The sequence below is a fragment of the Microvirga terrestris genome (assembly GCF_015694425.1).
GTDB classification, from domain to species: domain Bacteria; phylum Pseudomonadota; class Alphaproteobacteria; order Rhizobiales; family Beijerinckiaceae; genus Microvirga; species Microvirga terrestris.
Map to the genome: position 1 here is coordinate 562,070 of NZ_JADQDN010000001.1, position 23,710 is coordinate 585,779.

Annotated in this window: 18 protein-coding genes; 13 read left to right on the forward strand and 5 right to left on the reverse strand. The window is 60.6% G+C overall.

The genetic code is table 11. From position 1 onward, the window contains the following. Positions 1-11 precede the first annotated feature (11 nt). Entirely contained in the window at positions 12-1,736 is a 1,725-nt protein-coding gene (gene ftsH, locus I2H36_RS02640) for an ATP-dependent zinc metalloprotease FtsH (RefSeq protein ID WP_196262307.1), read from the forward strand. Positions 1,737-2,024: 288 nt separating this feature from the next. On the opposite strand, the gene I2H36_RS02645 is transcribed toward ftsH, so the two are convergent. Together I2H36_RS02645 and I2H36_RS02650 are read right to left on the reverse strand one after the other, a co-directional pair. Further along, positions 2,025-2,879 carry an alpha/beta fold hydrolase gene (locus I2H36_RS02645; RefSeq protein WP_196262308.1) on the reverse strand — a complete coding sequence of 285 codons (855 nt, stop codon included), beginning with the start codon at positions 2,877-2,879 and terminating at the stop codon, positions 2,025-2,027. Between the two features lie 129 nt (positions 2,880-3,008). Then, the gene (locus tag I2H36_RS02650; protein WP_246718604.1) at positions 3,009-4,067 is read right to left on the reverse strand and encodes a LacI family DNA-binding transcriptional regulator; all 1,059 of its coding nucleotides are present in this window, start codon (positions 4,065-4,067) and stop codon (positions 3,009-3,011) included. A gap of 261 nt (positions 4,068-4,328) precedes the next feature. Between I2H36_RS02650 and I2H36_RS02655 the strand changes: the two genes are divergently transcribed. The 11 genes from I2H36_RS02655 (at position 4,329) to I2H36_RS02705 (ending at position 16,518) form a co-directional block, all read left to right on the forward strand. Continuing rightward, positions 4,329-5,402, forward strand: a complete 1,074-nt coding sequence (locus tag I2H36_RS02655; RefSeq protein WP_196262309.1) for an ABC transporter ATP-binding protein — start codon at positions 4,329-4,331, stop codon at positions 5,400-5,402. 66 nt (positions 5,403-5,468) lie between these two features. Next, a complete protein-coding gene (locus I2H36_RS02660; protein ID WP_196262310.1) occupies positions 5,469-6,728 on the forward strand; it encodes an ABC transporter substrate-binding protein in 1,260 nt (419 codons plus the stop codon). A gap of 78 nt (positions 6,729-6,806) precedes the next feature. Further along, entirely contained in the window at positions 6,807-7,745 is a 939-nt protein-coding gene (locus tag I2H36_RS02665; protein ID WP_196262311.1) for a carbohydrate ABC transporter permease, read from the forward strand. 5 nt (positions 7,746-7,750) lie between these two features. Further along, a complete protein-coding gene (locus I2H36_RS02670) occupies positions 7,751-8,602 on the forward strand; it encodes a carbohydrate ABC transporter permease (protein WP_196262312.1) in 852 nt (283 codons plus the stop codon). Positions 8,603-8,614: 12 nt separating this feature from the next. Further along, positions 8,615-10,348, forward strand: a complete 1,734-nt coding sequence (gene araD, locus I2H36_RS02675) for an L-arabinonate dehydratase (RefSeq protein WP_196262313.1) — start codon at positions 8,615-8,617, stop codon at positions 10,346-10,348. A 10-nt stretch (positions 10,349-10,358) separates the two neighbouring features. Continuing rightward, positions 10,359-11,168 (forward strand): HpcH/HpaI aldolase family protein, encoded by an 810-nt coding sequence (locus I2H36_RS02680; RefSeq protein WP_196262314.1) that lies wholly within the window; start codon positions 10,359-10,361, stop codon positions 11,166-11,168. 69 nt (positions 11,169-11,237) lie between these two features. Next, positions 11,238-12,077 carry an aldose 1-epimerase gene (locus I2H36_RS02685; protein ID WP_343234393.1) on the forward strand — a complete coding sequence of 280 codons (840 nt, stop codon included), beginning with the start codon at positions 11,238-11,240 and terminating at the stop codon, positions 12,075-12,077. Next, positions 12,074-12,955, forward strand: coding sequence for an SMP-30/gluconolactonase/LRE family protein (locus I2H36_RS02690; protein WP_196262316.1), 882 nt, complete (start codon positions 12,074-12,076; stop codon positions 12,953-12,955). The genes I2H36_RS02685 and I2H36_RS02690 overlap by 4 nt, the downstream gene beginning before the upstream one ends. A gap of 12 nt (positions 12,956-12,967) precedes the next feature. Continuing rightward, positions 12,968-13,732, forward strand: coding sequence for an SDR family NAD(P)-dependent oxidoreductase (locus I2H36_RS02695; RefSeq protein WP_196262317.1), 765 nt, complete (start codon positions 12,968-12,970; stop codon positions 13,730-13,732). An 8-nt stretch (positions 13,733-13,740) separates the two neighbouring features. Next, positions 13,741-15,744, forward strand: coding sequence for an alpha-glucosidase (locus I2H36_RS02700; protein WP_196262318.1), 2,004 nt, complete (start codon positions 13,741-13,743; stop codon positions 15,742-15,744). Positions 15,745-15,747: 3 nt separating this feature from the next. Further along, the gene (locus I2H36_RS02705; protein WP_196262319.1) at positions 15,748-16,518 is read left to right on the forward strand and encodes a sulfite exporter TauE/SafE family protein; all 771 of its coding nucleotides are present in this window, start codon (positions 15,748-15,750) and stop codon (positions 16,516-16,518) included. A 611-nt stretch (positions 16,519-17,129) separates the two neighbouring features. Here the strand turns inward: I2H36_RS02705 and I2H36_RS02710 are convergent. The 3 genes from I2H36_RS02710 to I2H36_RS02720 all read right to left on the reverse strand — a co-directional run bounded on the left by I2H36_RS02710 (position 17,130) and on the right by I2H36_RS02720 (position 21,725). Next, positions 17,130-18,380: a Gfo/Idh/MocA family protein gene (locus tag I2H36_RS02710; protein WP_246718606.1), complete on the reverse strand. Its 1,251-nt coding sequence runs from the start codon at positions 18,378-18,380 to the stop codon at positions 17,130-17,132. Positions 18,381-18,578: 198 nt separating this feature from the next. Then, a complete protein-coding gene (locus I2H36_RS02715) occupies positions 18,579-18,788 on the reverse strand; it encodes a hypervirulence associated TUDOR domain-containing protein (RefSeq protein ID WP_196262320.1) in 210 nt (69 codons plus the stop codon). 453 nt (positions 18,789-19,241) lie between these two features. Beyond that, positions 19,242-21,725 (reverse strand): glycogen/starch/alpha-glucan phosphorylase, encoded by a 2,484-nt coding sequence (locus I2H36_RS02720; protein ID WP_210330892.1) that lies wholly within the window; start codon positions 21,723-21,725, stop codon positions 19,242-19,244. Between the two features lie 301 nt (positions 21,726-22,026). On the opposite strand from I2H36_RS02720, the gene otsA reads away from it, so the two are divergent. Next, entirely contained in the window at positions 22,027-23,628 is a 1,602-nt protein-coding gene (otsA, locus tag I2H36_RS02725) for an alpha,alpha-trehalose-phosphate synthase (UDP-forming) (protein ID WP_196262321.1), read from the forward strand. Positions 23,629-23,710 lie beyond the last annotated feature (82 nt).

Below are 23,710 nucleotides of genomic sequence, written 5' to 3' on the forward strand. Positions count from 1 at the left end.
CCAGGAAAAGCGTGGCCGTTTCGGCCGCCATCTTTGCTCTGATCATCGCCGCGGCTGCCTTCCTCGCCCCCCGATATTTGGCCCAGCCGGTCGCCGAGATCTCCTATTCGGATTTCACGCGCGAGCTGACCCAGAAAAAGGTCCAGAGCGTCGTGATCGAGAGCGGCGGCCTGTCCGTCTCGCTAGCGGATAGGGATGTCTTCGTGCGCATGCCGAACGGCCTCGTGAGCGCCGACTATATCGAGCGCATCACCGCCTCCGGTGCCGAGGTCGATTTCAGGAAGCCTGGGTTCGATGCGGCCCATATGGCGAGCATCGTCGTGCCCATCGTGCTGGTTCTGGCTGTCCTCGCCATGCTAGCCATCCAGACCGATTTCAAGCCGACCTCCCGCTGGCCCAAGGTGGTTCGCAGCATCCCGAACCGCTTCGACGACGTCGCGGGTCAGGAGGAGGCCAAGGCCGAGCTACAGGAGGTCATCGCCTTTCTGAAGGACGCGGGCGCCTTCACCAAGGTCGGAGCCCGCATCCCCCGTGGCCTGCTGATGGTAGGTCCTCCGGGAACGGGTAAGACCCTGATCGCCAAGGCCTTGGCCGGCGAGGCGGGCGTCTCCTTCATGGCAGTGTCGGGAAGCGATTTCTCGGCGCCTCTCATCGGCATCGCCAAGGGCCGCGTGTCGAAGCTCTTCGAACAGGCACGCAAGAAGGCCCCGTGCCTGATCTTCATCGACGAAATCGACGCCATCGGCCGCAAGCGCGGGGGCGGGGGATCGGCCGCGGACCGGGAGTTCGAGGCCACCCTGAACCAACTCCTTGTGGAGATGGACGGCTTCAACACCACGGCAGGCGTGATCGTCATCGGCGCGACGAACAGGGTTGACGTTCTCGATCCCGCGCTGCTGCGCCCTGGCCGCTTCGACCGCCAGGTTCATATTGGGCTGCCGGACATTTGCGGCCGCGAGGCGATTCTGAATGTTCATGCCCGCAACGTCCGGCTGACGAACGGCGTGAGCCTTGCCTCCATCGCCAAGGGCACGCCCGGCTTCTCGGGTGCCGATCTCGGCAACCTCATTAATGAGGCGGCGATCTTCGCTGCTCGCGAAGGAGCCGAGGAGGTCACCCGTGAGCACCTTGAGGCTGCCCGCAACAAGATCATCATGGGTCTCGAGCGCCGCTCTCTTGTGATCAGCGATGAGGAGCGCCGACTTGTGGCCGTGCACGAGGCAGGGCACGCGCTCTGCGCCAGCCTGCTGCCTGCGTCCGACCAAGTGCACAGTGCTACCATCATTCCCCATGGCCAAGCGCTTGGCCTCGTCATGCGCTTGCCGGAGCATGATCGGTTCTGCATCCCGGTGGAGAAGCTCGAGGCGGATCTCATCGTTGCCATGGGCGGCCGTGCGGCCGAGGAGGTCGTGTTCGGTCCTAAGAAGGTTACGACGGGCGCCGCCAGCGACATCGCGCACGCCACCAACATCGTGACCCGGATGGTCACCGAATGGGGCATGAGCCCGGCCATCGGCATGGTTCGCGTCACCCGTGCGGGCGATAATCTTCCGCGCGAAGTCGAGCAGGAAATCCGGCGCATCATCGACGATATGTATGAGGCGGCAAAGACCTGCATCAAGGACAACCGCGATGCACTTGATTCTCTGACAGAGGCCTTGCTAGAGCACGAGACGATCGATGGGGATGAGGTCCGCCGGATCGTTCACATGCAGCAGGCGAGACTGGCGGCCTGAACCGGCCGCCTCTCACGGCAGCACGGCTGCGAGACCGCGCTTGAGAATTCACTTTACTGGCGGCAGGACATGTTCTCCCATAGGTGGGCCGCATCTGGGAGCTCCACATGAAACAACTCGTTCGCGCCGCTTTCGTCATCAGCATCGGTTTTCTGGCTACGGCCTGCGATAAGTGCGGGAACTGGAACATTAACACCCCACAGGTCTGCCACGGGACAAAGCCGCAAAGCTGATCGTCAATTGATACCCATATGGCAGTGTGTGGTCTGACAGGAACGCCGGGCGCTCCTATCGCGCCCGCAACTCTCCGTCGCTCCAGCTTTCTCGGGTAACGGGTAGGCCCAGTTGCTCTTCGAGCAGGGCTACATAGAGATCCGGCCGCGCCACATAGGGAAAGTGCCCGCCCCATTCGAAACGATAGGCGATTGAGGGTTTCAGGCGCGCTCTAACGGCTTCGCGCATCGACGGCGGAATGAGAGGGTCGTCTGCGCTCTCGATCGTTGCAATCTTGTCCCGCGGCAGGTTGAGATGTGGCAACTCCGGCCCGCGCTTCAGAGCGTTCAGCCGTGCGCGCAATTCTGGCTCCGGGATCCGCCCTCCGACTTCAGCCATGAGAAGATCGATGAGTTCCGCCTGCTTCGGATGAGCGTCCCGCCAAGCGCCGAGGCCGCGAATGAAGCCGGCGCGGAGTTCGCCGATCGGTGCCTTATTGAGATCGGAGGAATAGGGCGGTCGGGACGCGATTCCTTCAACCGAGTGCAGGGTGTTGGCCGCGATAAGCCTCTCGGTCATGTGCGGATATGTTGCAGCGAAGTATTGTGCCAGATATCCTCCGAGAGAGGAGCCGAGCACCGTAACGTGGTCAAGGCCGTTCCTGCCACAAAGCTCCGCGAGATCGCTCGCCCATTCGGCCACGCCACCGTTCTTGGGATAGGTCACGGCAATAATGCGGGCGCGGCGTTCCAGGGCTTCGATCTGCTGCCAAAAAATGTCGCCGCGGCCTAGCGTTCCAGGAATGAGCAGCAGTGACGGACCAGCATCTCCTACGGCTACATAACCCCATTCGCGGTCATTGATCAGGATCCGCTGCTCGGGGTGAAGAGCCGCGAAACGGTCTCGGGCTGCGATTAGGCGATTGGCCATGCGAACAACTCCTCCACATTCAGACCGACGATGGATCGCGGCGCGTTCAGGCTGCCGCAGATGGCACATGAACACCAGGGGAGAGGTGATGTGACCTTGGTGAAACGTCTTCGAGCAATGCGGGTCTGATCAGGTGCTTCGCCGTTCGACCAGAACGTGGCCGGTGTCGATGATGCGGGAGGCGCCTGTAGGGTGTTCGCCATGGATGCCGGCGAGAATCAGGCGCGCGACTTCCTTCCCTATCAGGTCCCCGGACGGGCGGATCGTCGTCAGGGAGGGTATGCACGAAGCACTGAAGTCGAGGTCCCCAAATCCCACCACGGCAATCCTGTCTGGCACGTCGATGCCCCGACGCTGGCATTCGAAGAGTGCACCTAAGGCAATTAGATCGTTCGAGCAGGCGATACCGTCGAGGTCAGGAATCTGTTGTAGGGCACGGCTCAAGAGGAGCGATCCGGCCTCGACCGTGGCTGCTCCCGGATGATTGATGATCTCACAGGTTACGTGCTCCGCCGCGCGCTTGGCCTCCTCGGCGAAGCCGCTCGCCCGCTTGGCTGCACGATGATCCTCTTGCATGCGGGCGCCGAGGAACGCGATGGAGCGGCCCTCCTTGGACAGGAGGTGCCGGGCGGCGGAGGCACCGACCTGCGGGTGTGAAAACCCTACAGCCATGTCGATAGGCTTCCCGCCGATCTCCCACATCTCGATGACCGGAACGCCACTCGCCTGTAAAAGCTTACGGGTCCCGGTGCTGTGCGACAGGCCCGTCAGAACAACGGCGGCCGGGGCCCAGGAGAGGGCGGTTCGAACCAGGGCCTCCTCCTGATCCTCTCCATACTCGCTGTGACCGAGAATGACCTGCAGGCCCTCCGCAGCCAATTCGGCCTGAAGGGTCGACACCGTTTCAGCAAAGAATGCATTGCGGATCGAGGGTACGATGATGCTGACGACTTTTGAGGAAGCTGCTGCAAGCCCTCCTGCCACCAGATTGGGAACATAGCCCAGTGTCGAGATCGCGCGGGCGATTTCCTGGCCTGCAGCAGGGGAAACGGCAGCGGGCTTTCGAAGGTAAAGGGAAACCGTGGAAGGGGAGACCTGAGCGAGCTTGGCCACGTCCATCATGGTCACGCGCTGCATCTTGCGGCGCTTCCGGGGTACGCGATCCTGCAAGCTGCTGTCAGCTTCCATCAGCTATCCTTTTCGTAGCGCTTCGAGAGAATTCTTTCCGTCAGTATAGTGTCAGTGATTCGATTTTACAAAGGGTTATAGATTTCCCTATCCAAAAGCCTCGTTCCGGCAATGGAAATCGACCTCTTAGAAAGTCACTTGCTTAGAATTTATCGTAGCGCTATTATGGGCGCAATGAGCCGAGAATCCTGAGACTCGTCGCAGGGGCGGATATGCAGGCGCGCCGGATTTGAGTGCGCCGCAAAGCAACAGGGAGGGAGCATGTCATCTGTCAGCTTCCGCAAGCTTGAGAAGACCTACGGTGCCCTGAAGATTGTAAAGGGCATCGACCTCGAAATTGCCGACCGCGAGTTCGTGGTGCTCGTAGGGCCATCCGGCTGCGGCAAGTCGACGACCCTGCGCATGCTCGCAGGCCTTGAAAGCATCAGCGGCGGTGAGATCCGCATTGGCGAGCGGGTGGTGAACAAACTGCCGCCTCGCGAGCGCGACATCGCTATGGTGTTTCAGGATTACGCGCTCTACCCGCACAAGACCGTCTATGAAAACATGGCCTTCAGCCTCAAGGTGCGGGGGATTGCCTCTGCCGAGATCAAGCCACGCATCACGCAGGCGGCCGAGATGCTCGGAATCACCCAGCTTCTCGAGAGAAAACCGAGCCAGCTCTCCGGCGGCCAGCGCCAGCGCGTCGCCATGGGCCGCGCCATCGTACGCCGCCCACAGGTGTTCCTGTTCGACGAGCCGCTTTCAAATCTGGATGCCAAGCTGCGCGGCCAGGTCCGCACGGAGATCAAGCGCCTTCATCAGGCCATCGGCACCACCATCATCTACGTGACCCACGATCAGGTGGAGGCGATGACGCTCGCCGACCGCATCGTCATCCTTAGAGGGGGCGAGATCGAGCAAGTCGGCACCCCGGACGAGGTTTACAACTCACCGGCCAGCGTTTTCGTCGGCGGCTTCATTGGTTCGCCTGCCATGAATTTTGCCAATGGCACGATTCAGGGTGGGCAGATGATGTTCGACGGTGGAGCCAGCCTTCCTCTCCAGAGCCACTCCGTCGGGAAAGCCGCTGCCCTTGAGGGGCGCGACGTGATCGTCGGCATTCGTCCGGAGCACTTTGGGCCGGCCGGTGAAGGTCATGCCTTGTCGGGCCGGGTGCAGGTCGTCGAACCGCTCGGCTCCGATACGCTCATCCACTTCACCCTCGGCTCGTCCACGCTGACGGCGCGCGTTGCGCCGGAGATGCGTCCAAGCCCCGGCGAACACCTTACCATCGGTGTCGATCCTTCGCGGATCCACCTGTTCGATGCGGCAACGGAACGGGCCCTCGCCTGATAGGCGCAGGTCAATAAAGGGATGCCGGCAAGGAACCGGCATCGTCAAACTTCCATGGAGGAAACGATGACTTTGAAGAGAACCATGACATTGCTTCTAGCGGGTGCGGCTGTGACTCTGTCGGCATCCGTTGCGATGGCGCAGACGAACCTGCGGGTTTTCGTATCGAGCCAGCACCGCCCTGATGTGTGGCGCAAGGCCTTCGACATGTACGAGGCCAAAAATGCGAACGTAAAAGTGATGATTGAGACGGGCGGCAACACCTCCGAGCAGCAGGCCCAGTATCTCAACACCGTCATGACAGCGAAGGATTCCTCCCTCGATATCATGATCCTCGATGTGATCCGTCCGGCACAATATGCGGCGGCCGGCTGGACCGTGCCCTTCAACGACGTGCTCGGCAGCGATGCAGCCAGCGCCATGAAGCGCTATCTCCCAGCTTACGCCGAGGCCAATACGGTCGACGGCAAGGTCGTGGCGCTGCCGGCTTTCGCCGACGCCATGTTCCTCTACTATCGCAAAGATCTTCTCGAAAAGCACGGTATCCAGCCGCCGCAGACCTGGGACGAACTCGCCGCCGCCGCCAAAAAGGTTGCTGACGCCGAGAAGGATCCGAACCTTCAGGGCCTGTCCTTCCAGGGCAAGGCAATCGAAGGTGCCGTGTGCACGTTCCTTCTGCCATACTGGAGCATGGGCAAGCAGCTCGTGTCCGACGGCAAGCTCTCCTTCGACAAGGAGGCGGCCGTGAAATCGCTGAAGCTTTGGAAGGACTTCGTCGATCAGGGTGTCGCCAAGAAAAACATCGCCGAAGTGGCGACCGACGACACCCGCAAGGAATTCCAGGCCGGCAATGTACTCTTCGCGGTGAACTGGTCCTACGCCTGGGGTCAGTTTCAGGGCGCTGAATCGGCCGTGAAGAACAAGGTCGGCGTCGTGAAACTGCCTGCGGTTCAGGGTGGACAGCCGGCTTCCTGCCTAGGCGGTTGGGAATGGGGTGTATCCGCCTATTCCAACAACAAGACGGAGGCGCAGAAATTCGTCCAGTATCTCTCGAGCCCCGAAATCTCGGAGTTCATGGCGATCAATGCCGCACTGCTTCCGCAATTCCCCGAAGTCTACACCGATGCGGACGTGACCAAGGCTGTGCCGTGGTTCGCGAATGCCAAGCCCGTTGTCGAGACGGCAAAGGCTCGACCTGTGACGCCGCGTTACAATGAGGTGAGCGAGATCATCCGCACCACCGTCAACGGCGTTCTGGCCGGCCAGTCGACCCCTGAGGAAGGCGCCACGCAGATGGAAGGCCGCCTGCGCCGCGTGCTGCGCTAAGGCACGTCGCCTTCGATGTTTGACGGACGCCCAAGGGCGTCCGTCACCCCAACGTTGCAACCGGGCAGGATGATCGTGATGGCAACGGCCAGCGAAACGACCCTAGTGACCACGCACAATGAGAGCGGCACCAAGTGGTGGACGCGGTTCCTCGATCCGAGCGAGCGCACTCTGGCCGTGCTGCTGCTGATGCCGGCAGCGCTCCTGCTGACGCTCATCATCGTCTATCCGGTTTGCCGGCTGATCTGGACGAGCTTCCAGAACCTTTCGCTCACCTCCGGTGTTCCGGCGACCTTCGCCGGGCTTGAGAACTATACCCTTGTGCTGGAGGATCCTGTGTTCTGGGAAACGACCTGGAACACGGTTCTCATCACGCTCATCACCGTTCCAGGCGCACTCTTAGTGGGTCTCGCTCTCGCTTTGATGGCCAACCTGCCGTTCAACGTGAAATGGCCGGTTCGGCTCTCGCTTCTGATTCCCTGGGCGCTGCCGCTCTCATTCGCCGGCCTCATCTTCGCTTGGTTCTTCCATTCCGAATATGGCGTCGTGAACGACGTGCTTCGGCGCCTAGGCATTGAGGGGGTGATCTGGTTCAACTCCGCCAACTGGGCTTTTGCCGCGATCTGCCTGACGATCATCTGGAAGACCTCGTCCTTCATGGCGCTCATCATTCTCGCCGGTCTCCAGACAATTCCGCGCTCCCTCTATGAGGCGGCAGATGTCGATGGGGCAGGGCGCCTGAGGCAGTTTTTCGAGATCACGCTTCCGCTGCTCAAGCCTGCCATCGTCGTTGCTCTGATCTTCCGCACCATCACGGCGCTTCAGACCTTCGACATACCCTTCACGATGACACGCGGCGGTCCGGGCACCTCCACATCGACGCTCGCCATGTATATCCACCAGAACACGGTCGATTTCCTCGATCTCGGCTACGGTTCGGCGCTCGCAGTCGTCATGTTCGCCCTCTCCATGGGCGTCACGGCGGTCTACCTGCGCATGATCCGGGCCAAGGGGTGACAGCCATGAGCCACGATACGACCGCTAACCGCTCGCTCTTCTCCGGTAAGCCGCTGCGCATCCTGATTGGCTTCATCCTGGTCGTGAACGGCATGTTCCCGGCCTTGTGGATCCTGTTCACATCGCTCAAGACGGAAACCGAGCTGACCTTGAAGCCGATTACCTGGCTGCCTCACGCGCCGACGATCGCAAACTACCTGCGCGCCTTCACGGACCAACCCCTCCTGCTGTTCCTGTTCAACAGCTTCATGGTGGCGATCCTTTCAACCGCGCTGACGCTCTTCATATCCGTGCTGGCGGCCTATGCGCTCGCCCGGCTTCAGCTGCGGGGGCGGGATCTTATCCTGTCAGCCATCATCGCCGTTTCGACGTTCCCGCTCGTCACGCTGCTGGTGCCGCTCTTCGAGATCATGCGGGCTCTTGGCCTGCTGAACACCTGGGTGGCTCTGATCCTGCCCTATACGGTGCTGAGCCTGCCGGTCTGCACACTGATCTTGGTCTCATTCTTCGAGGGCATTCCGCGCGATCTTGAGAACTCAGCCATGATTGACGGATGCACCCGCATCGGGGCGCTGTTTAAGGTTGTCGTGCCGCTCTCGGCGCCGGGCGTGTTCACGGCAGGCATCCTGGCCTTCGTGAACGCCTGGGACGAGTTCCTGCTCGCGCTTTCGTTCAATTCCAACCCAGCCCTGCGCACGCTCCCCGTGGGCATCACGCTCTATCAGGGCGAGTTCGCTTTCCCCTGGCCGGTGATCTCGGCCGCGCTTGTCGTTGGCATCGTGCCCGTCGCGGTCCTGATCGTGATCTTCCAGGAACGCGTCGTGTCCGGCCTGACCTCCGGCGGCATCAAGGGATAAGGATCGTTTGATATGACACGCCGAACAATCGGAGAACTGCGGAGTCAGCGCTGGTTTGCCTCCGACGACATGCGCGGCTTCGCCCATCGCCAACGCACGCAGCAGATGGGCATGCGCCGGGAGGAGTTCCTCGGCAAGCCCGTCGTGGCGATCGTCAACACCTGGAGCGATCTCAGCCCCTGCCACTCGCATCTGCGCGACCGCGCCGAGGCGGTGAAGCGCGGTGTCTGGCAGGCAGGCGGTTATCCGGTTGAACTGCCGGCTCTTTCCGTTGGCGAAGTAATGGTGAAGCCTACCACCATGCTCTACCGCAACTTCCTCGCCATGGAAGTCGAGGAGCTTCTGCGCTCGCACCCCATCGACGGCGCCGTACTTCTCGGCGGCTGCGACAAGTCTACGCCCGGCCTTCTCATGGGGGCGATCAGCATGGACCTTCCGGTGATCTACTGCCCTGCGGGACCCATGTCGAACGGGCAGTGGCGAGGGCACAAGACCGGAGCCGGCACCCACACGAAGAAGTATTGGGACGAACTTCGCGCCGGCAACATCACGCAGGACGATTGGGTCGATCTCGAAAGCCGAATGACCCGTTCCATCGGCACCTGCAACACCATGGGCACGGCCTCCACCATGACGTCCATCGTGGACGCCATGGGCTTCACGCTTCCTGGCGCCTCCTCTATCCCAGCTGCCGACAGCGGCCATCCGCGCATGGCCTCGGCCTGCGGCGAGCGCATCATCGAGATGATCTGGGAGGATTTCAAACCCTCCCGCTTTCTCGATGCGAGAAGCTTCCGCAATGGTCTAGTCGCCTATATGGCGCTCGGCGGCTCGACTAACGCCGCCGTTCACCTGATCGCCATGGCGCGTCGGGCCGGTGTCGATCTCACCCTCGACGACATGTCCGATATGGCAGGCCGGGTGCCGGTCTGCGCTAATCTCTTTCCCTCGGGCGAGTTCCTGATGGAGGACTTCTACTTTGCTGGTGGGCTTCTGGCGCTACTCAAGAAGCTGGAGCACCATCTCGACAAGGATGCCATGACCGTGAACGGCAGGACGCTCGGCGAAAACATCGCCACAGCCGAGTGTTGGAATAACGAGGTCATTCGTGGTGAGGACAATCCGGTCGTGCCTCTCTCGCAGGGCAAGACCCTGGCCGTGCTACGCGGTAACCTCGCTCCCAACGGCGCCGTCATGAAGTCCTCGGCGGCCAATCCGAAATTCCTGAGGCATGTCGGGCCTGCCCTCGTCTTCGACAGCCCCGCCGAAATGAACCGCACCATCGACGACCCCGACCTCGACATCACGGAGGATACGGTCATCGTCCTGCGCAATGCGGGCCCGGTCGGCGCGCCTGGCATGCCGGAATGGGGCAATCTTCCGATCCCGAAGAAGCTCCTGACAAAGGGCGTGCGCGACATGGTGCGCATCTGCGACGGGCGCATGAGCGGCACCCATTACGGCACCTGCATCCTGCACGTAGCGCCAGAGGCGGCAATCGGCGGCCCTCTCGGTCTCCTCAAGACCGGAGATCTCGTGGAACTCGACGTGGAAGCCGGGCGCCTCGATATGAAGGTAGACGAGAAGGAACTGGAGCGCCGCCGCGCCGAGTGGAAGCCGGGAGCCCTGCGCTACGAACGCTCCTTCGCGGCCCTCTATCAGCGCCACGTCTCCCAGGCCGACGAAGGCTGCGACTTCGATTTCCTGTCCACCCGCGACCTCGTGGCCGAGCCGTCCATCTTTTAGAGGTTTCGTTATGATCAGCATCGAGAACCGCTTCAAAGGCTGGCTGAAAGGGCAGGGTCCCAAGCCGCCACTTGGCACCTGGCTCATGGCAGCAGCGCCCGCGACGGCCGAGGCCATGGGCTACAGCGGCTTCGACTTCCTCGTCGTCGACATGGAGCATGTGCCGATCGAAGTGTCGGATCTGGCCCATATCCTGCGCTCCATCGGCTGCACGCCGGCTGATGCGGTGGTGCGCCTCGCTTGGAACGATCAGGTTCTCGTCAAGCGCGTGCTTGATGCGGGCGCCCAGACAATCATGCTGCCTTTCGTCCAGACGGCCGAAGAGGCTCGTCAAGCCGTCGCGTTCGCCAAGTATCCGCCGGAGGGCGTACGCGGCGTTGCCGCTGTACATCGCGGCTCGCGGTTCGGCCGCGTGGCGGACTATCTCAAGCGGGCCAACGATCAGGTAGCAGTCATCGTCCAGCTCGAGACGCCTGAGGCGATAGAGCGGCTGCCGGAGATCGCCGCCGTTCCAGGAATCGATGCCCTGTTCGTCGGCCCTGGTGACCTTGCCGCCGCCATGGGGCATATCGGCAACATCGCGCATCCCGATGTCCAGGCGCTGATCGAGAAAGCCGCCAAGATGGCACGTGAGGCCGGCAGGCCGGTGGGCATCGTCGGCCCTAATCCGGACATGGTGCGCCGCTTCATCGGTTACGGCTACAGCTATGTGGCGGTGGCCTCCGACATCGCCATGATGACAAGCCGCGCCTCCGAGTGGCTCGGCGACTTGAGGGGCGAGGCCGTGCCTGCTCCTGTTGCGCCCGCCGCAGCCTACTAAATCATTGAGGAGGTTACCCTGATCGTCACGCTGAGGAGCGATGCGCTGAAGCTCGATCTGGCGCCATCCATTGGCGGCGCTATTGCTGGCTTCTGGCATGGTGATGTGGCTCTCATGCGAGAGACCTCTGAGCACGCATTGCGTGACGGATTGGTGCGCCAGACCAGCTGCTATCCGCTGATTCCCTACAGCAACCGCATCGCACATGGGCGCTTCTCGTTCGATGGCATCGAGCATCGGCTGGCACTGAACTTCGGCGATCACCCGCACTCTATCCATGGCAACGCCTGGCAGAAGCCCTGGCAGGTTGCGGAGGCTGATGGGACACACTGCCGTCTCGTTCTCGTTCATCGTCCGGAGGGCGGCGAGGCGAGAGGCTGGCCCTTCGCCTACCGTGCCGAGCAGCTCTTAACGCTGTCTCCCAATGGACTGACGCTGACATTGTCGCTCAAGAGCGAGGATCATCGCGCAATGCCGGCCGGGCTGGGGCTACACCCTTTCTTCCCAAAGCGCTCAGGAGTTCGCTTGCAGTTCGCAGCCGAGCGCGTCTACCCGAGTGGCAGTGACTCGCTGCCGATGGACGGTATTCCAGTCCCAGCGGGTTGGAGCTACCGCAGCATGCGCGAGCTGGGTGAGCCCCGTCTCGACAACTGCTTCGCAGGCTGGGATGGCAAGGCTCGCATCGTCTACGATCAGGAGAAGATTGCCTTGCGCGTCGACGCTGATCCGCTGTTTGGTCATCTCGTGGTGTATGTTCCTCACGGACGGGATTTCTTCGCCGTCGAGCCTGTGAGTCACCTGAACAACGCCATTAACCGGCCCGACCTGACCGGTCACGGCCTCAAGGTTCTCAAGCCGGGTGAGCGCGTGACGGCGCAGGTGCGGTTTGACGTGGAGGCCCTGTCATGAAGCTCACGGTGGCGCTGGATGTCCGAGCCGAGCTCGGCGAATGCCCTGTCTGGTCCGTCGAGGAGCAGGCGCTTTATTTCGTCGACATCAAGGGTCGGGCGCTACACCGTTTTAAGCCTGAAACTGGTGCGCACCGAACCATTCCCATGCCGGAGGAGATCGGCTGCATCGGCGTTCGCAAAGGCGGCGGCTTCATTGCAGGATTCCGCTCAGGCCTGTGGTTGCTCGACGCTGGTGGAAGCCGGCTGCAGAAGCTCGCCGACAATCCGGAAGATCAGCGCACGAGCCGGTTTAATGATGGGCGTGTCGATCCGGCCGGGCGCTTCCTGGCGGGCACAATCGACGAGCCCAAGGACGGCGGCAAGGCACATCTCTATCGCTATGACTCCCGCGGGTTGGAACCACTCGCTGCGGGTCTTCTGACCTCCAACGGCGTTGCCTTCTCGCCCGATGGCCGCACCCTCTATCACTCGGACACGCCCACCTTTACGGTCTGGCGCTACGATTATGATGCTGCATCGGGTGAAGCCACGGACAAAAATCTGTTCGTGCGTCTCCAGCCCACGGAAAACGACCGCGGCCGTCCCGACGGCGCGGCGGTGGATGCGGAAGGCTGCTACTGGACAGCTTTGTTCGAAGGCGGACGGATCCAGCGCTATTCGCCGGACGGGCTCCTGCTGGCGGAATATCCCATTCCGGCTCGCTGCCCCACCATGATCTGCTTCGGCGGTCCCGATCTGAAAACGCTCTACGTGACATCCGCCCGCACTAGTCGTTCCGAAAATGAGCTGGCGGCCTTACCACATTCCGGCAGCCTGTTCACCATGCCGGTCGATGTGCCGGGGCTGCCTGAATATCAACTCGACCTTTCCGTTTAAGGCTGCATTGCCATGTCGTTCGATTATACAAGCGCTCAATACCGTTCCCTTGCGGGCAAATCCATTGTCGTCACTGGCGGTGCCTCCGGAATCGGTGAGGAGATGGTTAAGGGCTTTGTCGCTCAGGGTGCGCGTGTTTCTTTCATCGACATCGCAAAGGAACCAGGGGAGGCTCTTGCAAAGGAAACCGGTGCGAGCTTTTACTCTTGCGATGTTACCGACATTCCAGCTCTCCGCGAGGCGCTATCCCGAATAGAGGACGATCATGGCCGTGTGGATGTCCTCGTCAACAACGCCGGCAAGGACGACCGGCACGACATGGGAGAAGTGGAGCCCGATTACTGGCGGCGCGCGCTGGCTCTCAACCTGGATCACCAATTCTTCGCAACGCAGGCAGTGTCCAAGGGCATGGCGGCACGTCGTGGTGGATCGGTCATCATGATGGGCTCCATTTCCTGGATGCGCGGGCGTCCCGGCATGGTGGGCTATACGACCGCCAAGGCGGCGATCAATGGGATGACGCGTACGCTGGCCCGCGAGTTGGGCCCTGGGGGTATTCGGGTGAACTGCATCGTGCCGGGCGCCATTCTCACCGAGCGGCAAAAGAAGCTCTGGCTGACACCTGAACTGAACCAGCAGTTCCTTGACCTGCAAGCACTCAAGTTCCGGCTCGACGCCAGCCATGTGGCCCGGATGGCGCTCTTCCTTGCTTCCGACGAGAGCGGCGGCTGCACGGGAGCAAACTTCATCGTCGACGCCGGCCTGACGCAGAATTGAGTTAATCCATGAAGATCCAGACGACTTCCAACGGTTTCGACCTCGTTCTCGAAGGCACGTTGATCCTGCGCCACCGCGGCGATGCCCCATGCCTGTTTGTCGGCCAAGGCGATGCACGCATGGACATGTATCGCGGCAATTTCGACATAGAGGACTACGTCATTGAGCGCACGCCGCTGGCCCATGCGGTCGTGTCCGATTCAGAGATCGTATTTTCGGCTGCGCCAGGACAGCCGGCTCGCCTGACCCTGCAGGTCTCGGGCGACGATCGAAACGGTGCCATCGCGTTTCGGACCAATGATGTTGCCATCAACCGGCTCTGGATCCGCATCGCGGCGGAACAGGGCGAGCATGTCTGGGGCGGCGGCGAGCAGATGTCATATTTCGACATGCGCGGCCGGCGCTTTCCCCTCTGGACATCCGAGCCTGGTGTTGGCCGCGACAAGACCACCGAGATCACCTTCAAGGCTGACGTTACAGGCAAGTCGGGCGGCGATTACTGGAATACCAATTACCCACAGCCCACCTATCTTTCCTCCCGCCACTATGCGCTGCACGTGGAAACAACGGCCTATTCGGCTTTCGACTTCCGACGCGACGACTTCCACGAGATCGAAGTCTGGGCGGTGCCGGAACGGATTGAACTGACAGCCCGCCCGACATTCATTTCTCTCGTGGAGGCGATGGCCGAGCGCTTCGGCCGCCAACCGCCCCTGCCGGAATGGGTCTACAATGGCGCGATTATTGGGATCAAGGACGGGGCCAGGTCCTTCGAACGGCTCGAACGCATCATCGCGGCCGGTACAAAGGTCTCAGGACTCTGGTGCGAGGATTGGGTGGGGCTGCGCCACACCTCTTTCGGCGCGCGTCTCTTCTGGGATTGGAAGGCAAACGAAGATCGCTATCCCGGATTGCGCCAGCGAATCGCCGAGCTGGAGGATCGCGGCATCCGCTTCCTCGGATATGTAAATCCCTACCTGGCCGTTGATGGCTCCCTGTTCCCGGAGGCAGAGGCTGCAGGCTATTTCGCGACGGACGGGAACGGCAAAACGGCTCTGGTCGATTTTGGCGAGTTCGATTGCGGCGTCGTTGACTTCACGAACCCGGAAGCCTCCGCCTGGTTCGCCGAGCGCGTCATCGGCCAGAACATGATCGATTACGGGCTCTCCGGCTGGATGGCCGATTTCGGCGAGTACCTCCCCATCGACGTGAATCTCGCCAACGGTATCGATGCCAAGGTGATGCACAATGCCTGGCCGACACTGTGGGCGGAGGTGAATGCCCGCGCCATCGAGAGCAGGGGAAAGACCGGTGAGGCTCTTTTCTTCATGCGGGCCGGCTTCACAGGAGTTCAGCGGCACTGCCCGCTGCTCTGGGCGGGCGATCAATCGGTTGACTTCACCCGTCACGATGGCCTCGTGACCGTCATCTCCGGAGCGCTCTCGTCCGGACTCCTCGGCAATGCCTACCACCATTCGGATATCGGCGGCTATACGAGCCTCTTCGGCAACGTGCGCACGCCGGAGCTCATCATGCGTTGGGCCGAGATAGGAGCCTTCACGCCGGTCATGCGCACGCACGAGGGCAACCGCCCGCGCGACAACCTCCAGATTGACCAGGATCCGCAGGTGCTGGCCCATTTCGCCCGGATGACGCAGGTCTATGTGTATCTTGTGCCGTACCTGAAATCTCTTGTTGAGGAGGCGTCCACGCGAGGTCTGCCGATACAACGTCCTCTCTTTCTGCATTTCGAGCACGACACCCGAACCTATAACATCCAGGACGCTTATCTTTACGGCGCGGACCTTCTCGTGACTCCCGTCTCGCAGGCCGATAAGACCGAGTGGAGCACTTATCTTCCTGCGGGAGCAGAGTGGGTCCATGTCTGGACGAACGAGACTTTCGCCGGCGGAAGCGACGTGACCGTACCGGCGCCATTCGGTCAGCCGCCGGTGTTCTACCGCGCTGACTCACGTTTCGCAGAGCTGTTCGCCAGCCTGAGGACACTCTGAGCGATGTCGGTTGCGGAACTCATCGGCTTTCTTCTGCTGGCTGGTGCCGCAGCCTATGCCCAGACTCTCACCGGCTTTGCCTTCGGGCTTATTACCATGGGCGGGGTTGGACTGACAGGTCTCCTGTCGTTGCCTGATGCCGCTATGATTGTGAGCGTGCTGACTCTGGTGAACGCCACGCAGATGTTGCTGAAGGGCTGGCGCGATGTGGCGTGGCGAGAGTTCGGCTTCGTCATGGCCGCCAGCATCCCGATGCTTTTCGGCGGCTATTGGTTGCTGGAATGGCTTGCTGGAACCCGTGCCGATATTCTGCGCCTGATCCTGGGCATCGTGATCATCATCTCAAGCGTGCAACTGGCGCGAAAGCCGGAGCCGCTTGCGAAGCAGTCAGGTGAAGGATCGTTCCTCTTCTTCGGCTCCATTGCCGGCCTGATGGGAGGGATGTTCTCGACCGCAGGGCCACCGCTCGTCTACCATTTCTACCGCCAGCCCATGCCATTGGTGAAGATCCGGGAAACTCTCGTGACTGTATTTGCGCTCAATGCGGTCTTTCGTATCGGCCTCGTGGTGCTCTCTGGCGATCTACCATCTAGCTCGAACCTCACAGGGCTTCTGGCCATTCCGGCGGTCATGGGCGCGACCTATACAGCGCGTCGCTGGCCACCTCCGGTGCCAGCAGCGGCGATGCGCCGTATTGTGTTCATTCTGCTCTTTCTCTCGGGTGTATCTCTGAGTGCACCTGCCGTCGTTCATCTCTTGCGAACCCTGCCATGACCCTTGCTGGGGTGTAGAGGACGAAAGCCCGGTTCAGCCGGGCTTTCCCTGATTGAGGGTCACGGACGCTGTCAGCCTCTTGCTCGGAGTAAAAAGGAACCAGGTTCGACAAAACTATCCCTCAGCGCACCCCTCGGGATACAGAACGGGAGGGTCAGATCGGAACCATTAATTGGGAGAGCCACTGCTTTGTAAAGCTTGCTGGAGACTCCAATGCCCGATGAGAAGATTGATCAGAAACGCCCATCGGATGCGCAGAACGAGCACAAACCAGTCTAGCAGCGGCATGTGGATGACACGCTCGTCGCCTCCGCAGGAGCATCCTGTTGCCGCTCTGGTCGTCATCGGAGCCTTTGGCTGTAGATTGGGATGGATGGTGGGTCGGCGCACATCCGGCGCTCCGCCCACACGGCTTTGGCATGCGAGATCCAATAGGCGTCCCAGAGAGGCGCAGGCATGACGCCCGGCGCCCCGGTCACCGTACGAATAAGGTCGCTTCTCTGCTCGAGATAACGTCGAGGCAGCAAGCCACACGAATAACAGCTTCTGATGAGCTTGATGCGGATATTTCAGTGCCGAACCTTTGACTGCGGTCTGACGGCCGAAATCGTTCAGCGCAATGAACCCGTCGCGTCGAGAGCGATAGGCTTACCTTCCTGCGCGCTGCGATAGATCGCCTGCATGATGCGGATATCGCGCAGGCCTTCCTCGCCTGGAGTCTTCGGTTCGCGGTTGTCTATCACGCTTTGCGAAAAGTGGTCCATCTCAGCCGCGAACTGGCTCTGCTCCTTCATTTTAACTTCCTGACGACCCTTCTCGGTCCGGAGCGTGAGCTTATTACTCTCGTATTCCGTGGCCGCATCGAGGATGAGAGAGCCCTTCTCGCCAAAGGCCTGGATGCGTTTCACGGATGATGTGGAGTATGAAGAGGACAGGTTGGCGATCGCTCCCGACGGGAAACGCACTTGGAACGCCATCCTATCCTCCACCTCACGAAATCGCGGATCGTCCTTCTTGTTGACGATCTGGCCGAAAACCTCCACGGGCTCTTCGCCGGTGAGGTAGCGTGCAGCCTGGAGCGAGTAGATGCCGATGTCGTAGAGCGATCCACCTCCAGCCAGCGACTTCACCATGCGCCATTGATCCGCAGGATCCTTCGGATCGAGAATTCGGCCGTGATCGCTAGTCACTAGGTGAAGCGCTCCGATCTCACCTTCGCGCACCCGGCGAATGGCCTCCACATTATGCGGCTCGAACTGGGCGCGATAGGCCACCATGAGCTTGCGCCCCGCTTCGCGTCCGGCACGGATCATGGTCTCGCATTCCTCGACGGTCACGGCCATGGGCTTTTCACAGAAGACGTGCTTGCCGGCCTTGAATGCCCTAACCGTGTACTCCGCATGGAGCGCATTCGGCAGAATGACGTAGACGACATCCACCTCCGGGTTATCCGCGATTCGGTCGAAGCTTTGATAATCGTAGAGATTGTGGGTCTCGACGCCATAGCGCGGGGCGACCTGCTCCGCCTTCTGCCGATTGCCTGAAACTAATGCCACAAGCTTGGACGAGCGGCTCTCGCCGAATGAGGGGAGGATCTGGTTGAGGGCAAACTTGCCGAGGCCGACCACAGCCCATCCAAGCCTGCGCCCAGGCTCGATCGGCATCTCCCGTTCCATTTCCGGAATAGGCGGTCCTGTCGGCTGAGATGGCGGCAGTTCCCGTACTGGCCCGCCGCCGCCTCCTTGGGCAAAGGCCGACCCGATCAGGCCTAAGCCGGATCCTAGCATCAGGCCGCCTCCCGTGCCACGCAGAAACACGCGTCGCGACAGATCGGGGCTGCCGTCTTTCTCAAACAAGGTCATGTTGGTCACCATCAGACAGGAAGGCCGTGAACCGCAAGACCAACGCCGAGCATGAGCGTCGCGTGAAGAGGAGCGGAGCGCATGGAGCCTCCTGTGGGATGTAGTGGAGGGGAGGTGCCGCGCACAACTCCCATGGCCAACAACCGGGCGAGGCTCCTCTCGTTCCGCTGGGGGGCTCTCACCCTGCCGCTCTGGCGTTCACGCTTTCTTGAGTCCGCTTGGTTTGTGAGCCGCGACCTTTCCCGATTTGTCGCTCTTCACGATGTATTCGGGATTGTCTTTCGAGGCCGCAACCTTGTGACCCTTGATCTGGGTGGGACTGGTCTGCTTCTTCACCACTTTGCCGGTGCTGTGGCCGCCTGATGAGTCCCAGGATACCTTGTCGCCGGCCTTCAGTGACTTCGCCATGGAGATCTCCTCTCATCGGATTGGCTCCATCGGCAACTCAGACCTGTAAACTCTGTTCCACAACAGGCATACCCGGGAGAAGTGCCCTTTCGGCCATTAAGAGGAGTGCCCGAATTGAGCCCTCGTCTCCTGAATTTCCGAGGCCGCGAACCATAGACTTGGCTGATGATCATCAGGGACTTCAATCTGGGACCCGCAAACGACGCAAGCCACACCGCTTTTCATACCCTGAACCCAATGTTGCGGCTCATAAGAGGTGAGAAGGAACTGCTTTACGACGACATAAGTGTTCCGCCTCGACCGCACAGGGTTCGCCGGACTACTGACTGGCCGACTTCGAAGTTATGGATTATGGCAGGCTCCATGAGCCTACCAGCCAATATCCTCGCCCCCTGACGAGGGTTCGAGGCCTTAAACTAAGATCCAGATCAAAGTTCCATGCTTGGGTGTCGCTCAGACAGGAACCTTCCAGATTTCATCGGCATATTCGCGGATCGTGCGATCGGATGAGAACCAGCCAACCCTGGAGGTGTTCAGTACGCTGGCGCGGCTCCACGCGGAAGGCTGCTGCCAAAGCTCATCAACCCGGCGCTGGGTTGCCCAGTACGAGTCGAAGTCAGCCGCCACCATAAACGCATCGTCGGATGACAGGGCATGCGCCAGGGTATCAAACCGGTGCGGATCATCCGGCGAGAAGATGCCTGACGTCATCAAGTTGATGGCTCTTTCAAATCGAGGCGACCATCTTGACCGGTCGCGGTGCATCTGTGCTTTGCGGTAGGTCTCGACCTCCTCGGCAGTCATTCCGAAGATGAAGATGTTGTCCGCTCCGACGCATTCCCGGATTTCGATGTTCGCGCCGTCGAGGGTGCCGATTGTGAGGGCGCCGTTCAGGGCAAGCTTCATGTTGCCGGTGCCGGACGCCTCCATGCCGGCGGTCGAGATCTGCTCGGACAGGTCTGCCGCAGGGATGATCACTTCAGCCAGGCTGACATTGTAGTTGGGAAGAAAAACGACCTTCAGGCGGCCGGATGCGGCAGGATCGGAATTGATGATTCTGGCAACGTCGTTTGCCAGCTTGATGATCAGCTTTGCACGGTGGTAGCTGGCAGCGGCCTTGCCTGCGAAGATCTTGACCCGCGGCACCCAATTCCGCTCCGGCTCTGAGCGAATGGCGTCGTAAAGTGCGATCACTTCCAGGATGTTGAGAATCTGGCGCTTATATTCGTGGATGCGCTTGATATGAACGTCGAACAGGGCACCCGGGTCGATCTGCACACCCGTTCTTTCAGCTACGATCTTGGCCAGATTGACCTTCGATGCGTGGCGCTGGTTTCTGAAGCAATCCTGGAAAGCGCTGTCGTCTGCCAGCCTCTCAAGTTTAATCAAGGCTCCGGGATCGTCCAGAACCGCTTCGCCGAGTTCCCGCGTTAGGAGATGCGTCAGTTGCGGGTTCGCCTGATGAAGCCATCGACGGAAGGTGATGCCATTCGTCTTGTTGACGATGCGATCCGGGTAGAGCGCGTTGAGATCGCGGAACACGGTCTGGCGCATCAACCCGGTATGGAGTGCCGACACGCCATTGACCTTGTGGGCGCCGATGAACGCCAGATGGCCCATCCGCACATAACGGCCCTGGCTCTCGTCGATTACTGAGACGGCCTTGATGAGCTCGACATCGGCGGATCGGCGGATCAACGGCTCCAAGTGCAGCCAGTTGATATGATAGATAATCTGGAGATGGCGCGGGAGAAGGCGCTCCATTAACGACACGGGCCAACGCTCAAGAGCCTCAGGCATGAGGGTGTGGTTGGTGTAATTCAGCGTCCTGGTTGTAATGGACCAAGCCTCGTCCCACGCCAGAGCATGCTCATCGATCAGAAGGCGCATCAGCTCCGCCACGGCGAGGGCTGGGTGGGTATCGTTCATCTGGATCGCCGCGTGATCCGGCAGAGTGTTGAGATCCCCATGCAGCCGGGTGTGCCGGGCCAGCAGATCCTGCAGCGAGGCCGAGGTGAAGAAGAACTCCTGGCGCAGGCGCAACTCCCGGCCCGCCTCGGTCTCGTCGCCGGGATAGAGCACGCGGGAAATCGCTTCAGCCTTGGTGCGGTCGGCCAGGGCACCCACATGGTCGCCCGAGTTGAAGGCATCGAGCCGCAGCGGCTCGGCGGCCCGGGCGGACCAAAGCCTCAAGGTGTTGACGTGGCGTCCACGCCAGCCGACGACGGGCGTATCGAAGGCAGCCGCCTGAACGGTTTCGGCAGGCCTCCAGACAAATCCTGTCGGCCCACCAGATGTGGACATCTTCTCGATAGAGCCGCCGAACGGTACCTGATAAACCAGATCCGAGCGCTCGAACTCCCAGGGATTTCCTCGAACGAGCCAGTCTTCGGGAAGCTCTTGCTGCCATCCATCGCGGAGGCCTTGGCGGAACAGACCATGCTCGTAGCGGATACCGTAGCCGTAGGCCGGGAGCTCCAAGCTGGCCATGCTTTCCATGAAGCAGGCAGCGAGCCGACCGAGGCCGCCGTTTCCAAGGGCGGCGTCCGGTTCAATCGCTCGGATCCGATCAAGATCGACGCCGAGTCCGGCAAGAGCCTCTCTCACGCAGTCAGTCAGGCGGAGATTGTTCAGGGTGTCGGACAGAAGCTGCCCGATCAGGAACTCGAGCGAGAAATAGCAGATATGTTTGTGGCCTGCCTGATTGAATCCTTTGGAGACCATCCAACGGTCCATGACGCGGTCGCGCACTGCCAGGGCCGTTGCGGTGAACCAATCATGATCGGTCGCATGAGCCGGGTTCGTGCCGACGTTATAGGTCAGCTTCGCCAGGATCGCCTGCTGAAATACTTCGGCTCCGTTGCCCTCTGCTGGCTGCGCCGTCTCGCTCGCCGCAAAAGTGATCTCAGCCTCGTCATGTTGAATGGAGGCGGGCAATAGGCTTTGATCGAAACTCTCCACAGGCAACCCCTAGTCTGCAATGATCAAGCAAGAAGCAATCTCGCCTGTATTGTGTCGGCACTCTTTTAATAGACCGATAGCAACTTCAGAATGATACTCAACAATAGTTATCAAATTACCCAGAGAGCGTGACGCCTCGCCGCAGTTCGAAGTGAAATTTTCTTTCAAGTCAAGGTTGTTGTGAGCAGACGTGAAGGTTCGACGGCTTATTTTACAGCTGCGGGAACTGCCTCTGGCCCGGATGGTTTAACCTTCACCGTTCGTTCAAGGTCAGGCCATGGCCGACATCCCAGATATCACGCGAGAAGCACAAGATCGGGCGATTCCGGCTCCTTTGGAAAGCCGGGTTGACGCGCCGGGTTCCCCTCCGGATAAGGCCAAACGGCCACTCGGGTCGGTTCGGAGCAAGAAACAACCCTCGTCATCTCATCAGCAGCGTCTGGTTGTGGTTTCGAACCGCGTGCCCGTGCGCAGGGACGGCGCGAGTAAAGCAGGCGGGCTTACTGTCGCTCTTGAGGGGGCATTGAAGCGGAGCGGTGGCCTGTGGTTCGGCTGGTCCGGCGAGACGGTCGATAATCCCTCAGACCAGGCAAAGGTCTCGCAAGCTGGCAATATCACCTTTGCGGTTCTGGATCTCTCCCAGCAGGATTACGACGAGTATTATGCAGGCTTCGCCAATCGGGCGTTATGGCCTGTCTGCCACTACAGGCTCGATCTAGTGCAGATCGAGCGGCAGGAACTGGATGGATATTTCCGGGTCAACCGCGCCTTTGCGGCTTCTCTCGCCCCATTGCTGCGGCCCGATGACGTGATCTGGGTTCACGATTACCATTTCATTCCTCTGGCTGCGGAGCTCCGTCGGCTGGGTTTCAAGAACCGCATCGGCTTCTTCCTGCACATCCCATGGCCACCCTCAGACGTCGCCAGTGCCTTGCCGGCTTACCAGCAACTCCTTCAAGGCTTCGGCGCCTACGATCTCGTCGGCTTTCATACGCCGCAGGACGCGGAGAATTTTCAGCGCTGCCTCATCCGCGAGAACATCGGATCTCCGATCGGAACGGGGGAGCATCAGATTGAAAACCATAAGGTTCGGATCGGTGCCTTCCCAGTGGGGATCGATACCGAAACCTTTGTCCGTGCCGCCGCCAATGCCGAACGGAATGCTCTCGTGCGTCGAACCAAGGCCAGCCTTGGGGATCGGGACTTGATCATCGGGGTAGACAGGCTCGACTATTCAAAAGGTTTGAAGCAGCGTATCGAGGCGTTCTCTTGTTTCGTCAAGTCCAATCCGGACTTCCGCAACCGCGTTACTTATATTCAGATCACCCCAAAATCGCGCTCGGATGTTCCTGAGTACCAGCGCATGCAGCGCGAGATCGCTGAGCAGGCAGGGTGGACCAACGGAAGCCTCGGTGAGGTCGATTGGACCCCTGTCCGGTACGTCAACAGGACGGTCGGGCATGCGGCCCTTGCTGGGTTATACCGTATGTCTCGGATCGGCCTCGTGACTCCATTGCGTGATGGGATGAACCTCGTTGCAAAGGAGTTTGTCGCGGCTCAGCAACCGGACGATCCTGGCGTCCTGATCCTGTCGCGCTTTGCAGGCGCAGCGCACGAGCTCGATGGCGCCATTCTCGTCAATCCTTATGATACGGAAGCCTGCGCAGCAGCGATTGCACAGGCTCTCCGGATGCCTTTGGAGGAAAGACGAGAGCGGTGGGATTCAATGATGGCCCGATTGCGGACCAACACCGTCGAAGCTTGGTGCCAACGCTTCCTCTCCAGCCTGAGCGACGCTTCTGATGCGGGTTTAGAACCGCACATCTCCACAAACTTGGAGAAGGGACGGTATCCGTTCTCCGAAGTTGCGCCGGCTTAGGATCGCTCTCATCGTTCCCGTACCATGACCATGGTCAGAACAGGTTTCGTTAAGCGGGCCTCAAGCGATCTGGGTTGGAACA